Annotated in this window: 9 protein-coding genes; 4 read left to right on the top strand and 5 right to left on the bottom strand. The window is 69.9% G+C overall.

Going from position 1 to position 5,255, the window contains the following annotated elements; translation table 11 throughout:
* The 5 genes from G6030_RS12295 to rpmB all read right to left on the bottom strand — a co-directional run.
* Window positions 1–799, bottom strand: a 799-nt coding sequence (locus tag G6030_RS12295; protein ID WP_182643309.1) for an AEC family transporter, incomplete at its 3' end; no start/stop codon positions are given.
* A gap of 162 nt (window positions 800–961) precedes the next feature.
* On the bottom strand, window positions 962–1,219 hold the full coding sequence (gene rpsR / locus G6030_RS12290; RefSeq protein WP_007632792.1) for a 30S ribosomal protein S18: 258 nt from the start codon (window positions 1,217–1,219) through the stop codon (window positions 962–964).
* 10 nt (window positions 1,220–1,229) lie between these two features.
* Complete coding sequence (rpsN, locus tag G6030_RS12285) at window positions 1,230–1,535, bottom strand: 30S ribosomal protein S14 (protein WP_007632790.1); 306 nt, start codon at window positions 1,533–1,535, stop codon at window positions 1,230–1,232.
* A gap of 3 nt (window positions 1,536–1,538) precedes the next feature.
* On the bottom strand, window positions 1,539–1,703 hold the full coding sequence (gene rpmG / locus G6030_RS12280; RefSeq protein ID WP_007632789.1) for a 50S ribosomal protein L33: 165 nt from the start codon (window positions 1,701–1,703) through the stop codon (window positions 1,539–1,541).
* 1 nt (window position 1,704) lies between these two features.
* Complete coding sequence (gene rpmB, locus G6030_RS12275; RefSeq protein WP_007632788.1) at window positions 1,705–1,941, bottom strand: 50S ribosomal protein L28; 237 nt, start codon at window positions 1,939–1,941, stop codon at window positions 1,705–1,707.
* A 372-nt stretch (window positions 1,942–2,313) separates the two neighbouring features.
* Between rpmB and G6030_RS12270 the strand changes: the two genes are divergently transcribed.
* The 4 genes from G6030_RS12270 to G6030_RS12255 all read left to right on the top strand — a co-directional run bounded on the left by G6030_RS12270 (window position 2,314) and on the right by G6030_RS12255 (window position 5,053).
* On the top strand, window positions 2,314–2,574 hold the full coding sequence (locus G6030_RS12270) for a type B 50S ribosomal protein L31 (protein WP_007632787.1): 261 nt from the start codon (window positions 2,314–2,316) through the stop codon (window positions 2,572–2,574).
* Window positions 2,575–2,627: 53 nt separating this feature from the next.
* The gene (gene rpmF, locus G6030_RS12265) at window positions 2,628–2,798 is read left to right on the top strand and encodes a 50S ribosomal protein L32 (protein WP_007632786.1); all 171 of its coding nucleotides are present in this window, start codon (window positions 2,628–2,630) and stop codon (window positions 2,796–2,798) included.
* A gap of 180 nt (window positions 2,799–2,978) precedes the next feature.
* Complete coding sequence (locus tag G6030_RS12260) at window positions 2,979–3,662, top strand: response regulator transcription factor (protein ID WP_007632785.1); 684 nt, start codon at window positions 2,979–2,981, stop codon at window positions 3,660–3,662.
* Window positions 3,663–3,676: 14 nt separating this feature from the next.
* On the top strand, window positions 3,677–5,053 hold the full coding sequence (locus G6030_RS12255) for a HAMP domain-containing sensor histidine kinase (RefSeq protein ID WP_187701781.1): 1,377 nt from the start codon (window positions 3,677–3,679) through the stop codon (window positions 5,051–5,053).
* Window positions 5,054–5,255: the final 202 nt, after the last annotated feature.

The following is a 5,255-nucleotide window of genomic DNA, read 5'->3' as shown; positions in this document are numbered from 1 at the left end:
CGACGGTGAGGAGTTCGTGGTCCCGCATGCCCAGCAGCCACGCACCGATCGCGTACGCCAGCACCGGGTGGGCGATGAGCTTGAGCGCGCTCGCGAGGAAGATCTCCCGGCGCGGGGAGGCGCCGGCCTCGAGGACCTTGACGCCGTAGAGCGACATCCCGAACACCAGCAGGGCGCCGGGGACGGAGATCTGGCCGACGAGGTGCACCGGCTCGAGGAGGGAGTCGGACGGCGTCCAGGGCAGCGCCGCGACGACGACGCCGGCGAGCGCGGCGAGGACGATGGGCGTCCGCACCGACTGCAGGAGCGCGCCGAGAGCACCGCCCCCGCTGTCCGCGCCCTCCGCGCCTTCCGCGCGGGCGGCCCGCTCCAGCACCGCGATGGCGATCGGCTGCAGCACCACCACCTGGAAGAGCAGCAGCGGCATGACGAAGCCCAGGTCGCCGAGGACGTACAGAGCGATCGGGATGCCGAGATTGGCCGAGTTGACGTAGCCGGCAGACAGCGCGCCCACCACCAGATCGGCGGCCGGGCGACGGAGCCAGAGCCGGGCGATCAACACGTAGAGGACGGCGATGATGATCGCCGACACCGCGGACACCACGAACACGCCGGTGAAGACCTGGTCGAGGGTGGTGCGGGCGAGGGAGTCGAACAACAGCGCCGGCGTCGCCACGAAGAAGACGAGCCGGTTGAGCACCAGGCGCGCGTCCGTGCCGAGGACCAGGGTCCGGGCGAGCAGCCAGCCCAGCGCGACGAGGGCGACGATGACGGCGAAGCCGTTGAGGACGCCGGCCACTGGCGGACTCCTGGATCAAGGGGAGGGGCGGTAACGCCGATCGGGGTCGTGCACTCCTTCTCGAAGAGGAGACACGACCCCGATCGGGTTGCTGTTGTCCGGTCGGCGGCTAGACGCCGCGGGCGGGACGGGCGGTTCGGTTCGACCGCGCCGAGCGGTGACTCAGCGGCTGGTGAACGGCAGCAGGGCCATCTCGCGGGCGTTCTTGACCGCGACGGCGACCTGACGCTGCTGCTGCGGCGTGAGGCCGGTGACGCGGCGTGAACGGATCTTGCCGCGGTCGGAGATGAACGTGCGGAGGGTGTTGACGTCCTTGTAGTCGACCGTCTCGATACCCGCGACCTTCAGCGGGTTCTTCTTGGGTCGACGGCCCTCCTGGGCACGGATCTTCTTGGACGGGGTGCTACGTGCTTTAGCCATGGTTACCTACTCACCAGCTCGACTTAGTGACACCGGGGAGCTCGCCCCGGTGGGCCATCTCGCGCATGCGGACGCGGGAGAGGCCGAACTTGCGGATGTAGCCGCGGGGGCGGCCGTCGGCGACGTCGCGGTTGCGCACCCGCACGGGCGAGGCGTCACGCGGCATCTTGTTGAGAGCGGTCTGGGCCTCGAGACGGGCCTCGTCCGTGGTCTCCGGGTTCTTGATGATTGCCTTGAGCTCGGCGCGGCGCTCGGCGAACCGGGCGACCTTGGCCTTGCGCTGCTCGTTGCGCGCGATCTTGGACTTCTTGGCCACGGGTCAGCGCTCCTCTCGGAATTCGACGTGCTTACGGACGACCGGGTCGAACTTCTTGAGGACGATGCGGTCCGGGTTGTTACGACGGTTCTTGCGGGTCACGTAGGTGTACCCGGTACCGGCCGTGGACTTCAGCTTGATGATGGGGCGGATGTCGTTACGGGCCATCTCAGATCTTCTCCCCACGGGCACGGATGCGGGCCACGACGGCCTCGATGCCATCGCGGTCGATGGTCTTGATGCCCTTGGTGGAGACGGTCAGCGTGACGCGACGACCCTCCGAGGGCAGGAAGTAGCTACGACGCTGGATGTTCGGGTTCCAGCGACGGTTGGTCCTGCGGTGTGAGTGCGAGACGGACTTGCCGAAACCCGGCTTCCGTCCCGTTACCTGGCAATGCGCCGACATGGCGTGGTTCTCCTTCCGCCCCGTCCATCGGTGGCGCGCGGCGGGGTCCGCGTCCCGACACGGCCTGGGCCGTGCGGGGGCGTACCGCCACGTCGCGAACACCGTGAGAGGCGATAGCAAACGTGCAGACAACAGCGATGGTCTAGTTTACGGCCCGACCGCGTGAAACGGTAATCGGCACGTCAGCGCCGTATTCGGCGCCCGGGGACGGCATCGCGTGACGCTCGAATTGGGTGCCCGGCCATCCTACGGGTACGATCTTTCGATGCGTGTGCTGACACCGGAATCCCCGGTTCGGCCACTGGCACTTGCGCGCCCCTGCCGGGGCGAGCGCCAGACCCACAGACTTCTACCGAGCTAGAGGGATCCAGTATGAAGAACGACATCCACCCCGACTACCACCCGGTGGTCTTCCAGGACTCGGGCACGGGCACCAAGTTCCTCACCCGTTCCACCGCGACGAGCTCCCGCACGGTGGAGTGGGAGGACGGTCAGACCTACCCGCTCATCGTCGTGGACGTGACCAGCGAGTCGCACCCCTTCTGGACCGGTGCGCAGCGTGTCATGGACACCGCCGGCCGCGTCGAGAAGTTCCAGCGCCGCTACGGCAACCGCGCCCGTCGCGCCAAGTGAGACGCGGGGCGTCCGCGCCCCGGTACACCTCCTAGACCCCGAGGACGATAACCATGGCAGTTCCCAAGCGCCGCCTCTCGCGCGCCAACACCCACTCCCGCCGCTCCCAGTGGAAGGCCGACAACGTCGCTCTCCAGGAGACCAAGATCGACGGCCGCCCCGTGGCGCTGCCGCGTCGGCTGGTCAAGGCCGCCAAGCTCGGCCTGATCGACCTCGACCGCTGAGTCGCCCCCTGAGCGCTGTCAGTCGAGTACTGCGGCGCTGACGAGCGCCGCACGCACACGCCGGTCACGAGCCCGGCAGGTCCCCACGGACCTGCCGGGCTCGTCGGCGTCTGCCCGGCTGCCCGGCTGCCCGAGGCGTTCCTCAGCCGGGTTTCAGCCGGGTGGGCGAGACTCTGACCCATGAAGATCCTCGTGGTGGACGACGACCAGGCCGTACGCGAATCGCTCCGGCGTTCCCTCACGTTCAACGGGTACGACGTGGAGCTGGCGGGCGACGGGGTCGAGGCGATCGAGAGGGTCGACGCCGACCGGCCGGACGCCGTGATCCTCGATGTGATGATGCCGCGTCGCGACGGCCTCGAGGTCTGCCGGATCCTGCGCAGCCGCGGCGACGACCTCCCCGTGCTGATGCTCACCGCGCGGGACGCGGTCTCCGAGCGCGTCGCCGGCCTGGACGCCGGTGCCGACGACTACCTCCCCAAGCCGTTCGCGCTCGAGGAGCTCCTGGCCCGGCTGCGCGCCCTCCTACGTCGCCGCGGTCCCGACGCCGAGGAGGTCGACGAGGTCCTCGAGTTCGAGGACCTGCGCATGGACCTGGCCACCCGCGAGGTCAGCCGTGGCGAGCGTCGTATCCAGCTCACCCGCACCGAGTTCTCCCTGCTCGAGTTGCTCATGCACCACCCGCGTCGGGTGCTGACCCGCAGCCACATCCTCGAGGAGGTGTGGGGCTACGACTTCCCGACGTCGGGTAACGCGCTCGAGGTCTACATCGGTTACCTGCGCCGCAAGACGGAGGGCGAGGGTGAGAGCCGGTTGATCCACACCGTCCGCGGTGTGGGATACGTGCTGCGCGAGACGCCGTAGTGCCGGCCCGCGCGATGCGGACGAGAACCGCCCCGATCTCGCTGCACCAGCGGGTCACGCTGCTGGCCGCGAGCTCGGTGGGGGTCGCGGTGGCCCTGATGGCCGTCGCGGCGTACTTCGTCGTGTCGGGGTCGATGTACAGCGACGTCAACAGTCGGCTGCAGCAGCAGGCCGACCAGTTGGTGAACAGTCAGCTGGCGTCCGAGTTCGCGCTGCAGTCCCGTAGCACCCTCATCGCGCTCCGGGCGTTCAATCCGAATCTGGACGCGCAGATCGTGGCGCCCTCGGGTGTCCGCACCGCCACCGGTGAGCCGTTCCAGATCGGCGGGCCGGAGATCGCCGTCGTGCGCGGGGAGTCCGAGTCGAGTTTGCGTACCTCGAGCGGCAAGCAGATCTACGCGGTCGGCGTCCGGGACGGGTCCACGCTCATCCTGGCGCAGGACCTCGGACCCACGAGGGCGGCCCTCAATCGTCTGGCGATCGTGCTCACCCTGGTCGGTGCGGCCGGGATCGCGCTGGCCGCGGTGGCGGGAACGGCCGTCGGTCGGACCGGGCTCGCGCCGGTCGCCCGCCTGACCAGGGCGGTGGAGCGCATCGCCCGAACGGACGACCTGCGGCCCATCCCCGTGGCCGGTGACGACGAGATCGCGCGTCTGACGAGCAGCTTCAACCAGATGCTCGTCGCTCTGGGGGAGAGCCGCGAGCGGCAGGCGCGCCTCGTGGCGGACGCCGGGCACGAACTCAAGACCCCGCTCACGAGTCTCCGGACCAACGTCGAACTGCTCATCGCCGCCAGCCGCCCGGGGGCGCCGTCGATCCCCGACGCGGACAGGAACTCCCTCGAGGAGGACGTCATCGGGCAGATCTCCGAGCTCAGCCAGTTGGTCGGGGATCTCGTCGAGCTCGCCCGTGAGGACTCCGGCGAGGTCGAGTTGGAGCCGGTCGCCGTGTCCGAGGCCGTCGAGCGGGCGCTCGAGCGGGTGCGCCGCCGACGGCACGACGTGGAGTTCGACGTCGAATTGACGCCCTGGTACTCGTACGGCGATTCGGCGGGGATCGAGCGCGCGGTGCTCAACGTGTGCGACAACGCGGCCAAATGGAGTCCCGCCGGCGGCACCGTGACCGTGCGGATGCGGCCCGTGTCCGACGCGGTGATGGAGCTGACGGTCTCGGACGAGGGCCCCGGCATCCCCGAGGAGGACAGGGAGCTCGTGTTCGAGAGGTTCCACCGGTCCCGCGAGGCCCGCGGCATGCCGGGGTCCGGTCTGGGGCTCGCGATCGTCCGCCAGGTGACGACCCGACACGGCGGGACCGTGGAGATCGGCGACGCCGAGGGCGGTGGCGCGCAGGTGCGCCTCACCATCCCGGGCAGCGAGCAGTTCCCCAACTGACCGACGCCGGGTAGCTGGCGCCGGCCCCCCGGGTGTGGGCCGTGCCCGACCGGCCGGCATCGGGCGCCTTCGCCGCCCGCCCGGGGGAGGCCTCCGCCCGGCCCGGATGGTTTCAGCGGAGGCACAGCGCGGTTCAGCGGACACACAGCGCGGTCGGGGACCATGGGGGCCATGGAGAACGAGAACGGTCGGGGCCCGGGCG

The sequence above is a fragment of the Dietzia sp. E1 genome, assembly GCF_014145015.1.
GTDB lineage: Bacteria > Actinomycetota > Actinomycetes > Mycobacteriales > Mycobacteriaceae > Dietzia > Dietzia cinnamea_A.
Note: the sequence above shows the minus strand (reverse complement) of the source record. Positions and strands in the feature narration are given on the sequence as shown.

What these genes read in the sequence shown, in the direction of transcription:
- rpsR (WP_007632792.1), bottom strand. Translation starts at nt 1,219, where the DNA reads ATGGCTAAAGCACGTAGCACCCCGTCCAAGAAGATCCGTGCCCAGGAG.
- rpmG (WP_007632789.1), bottom strand. Translation starts at nt 1,703, where the DNA reads ATGGCCCGTAACGACATCCGCCCCATCATCAAGCTGAAGTCCACGGCC.
- rpmB (WP_007632788.1), bottom strand. Translation starts at nt 1,941, where the DNA reads ATGTCGGCGCATTGCCAGGTAACGGGACGGAAGCCGGGTTTCGGCAAG.
- G6030_RS12270 (WP_007632787.1), top strand. Translation starts at nt 2,314, where the DNA reads ATGAAGAACGACATCCACCCCGACTACCACCCGGTGGTCTTCCAGGAC.
- rpmF (WP_007632786.1), top strand. Translation starts at nt 2,628, where the DNA reads ATGGCAGTTCCCAAGCGCCGCCTCTCGCGCGCCAACACCCACTCCCGC.
- G6030_RS12260 (WP_007632785.1), top strand. Translation starts at nt 2,979, where the DNA reads ATGAAGATCCTCGTGGTGGACGACGACCAGGCCGTACGCGAATCGCTC.
- G6030_RS12255 (WP_187701781.1), top strand. Translation starts at nt 3,677, where the DNA reads ATGCGGACGAGAACCGCCCCGATCTCGCTGCACCAGCGGGTCACGCTG.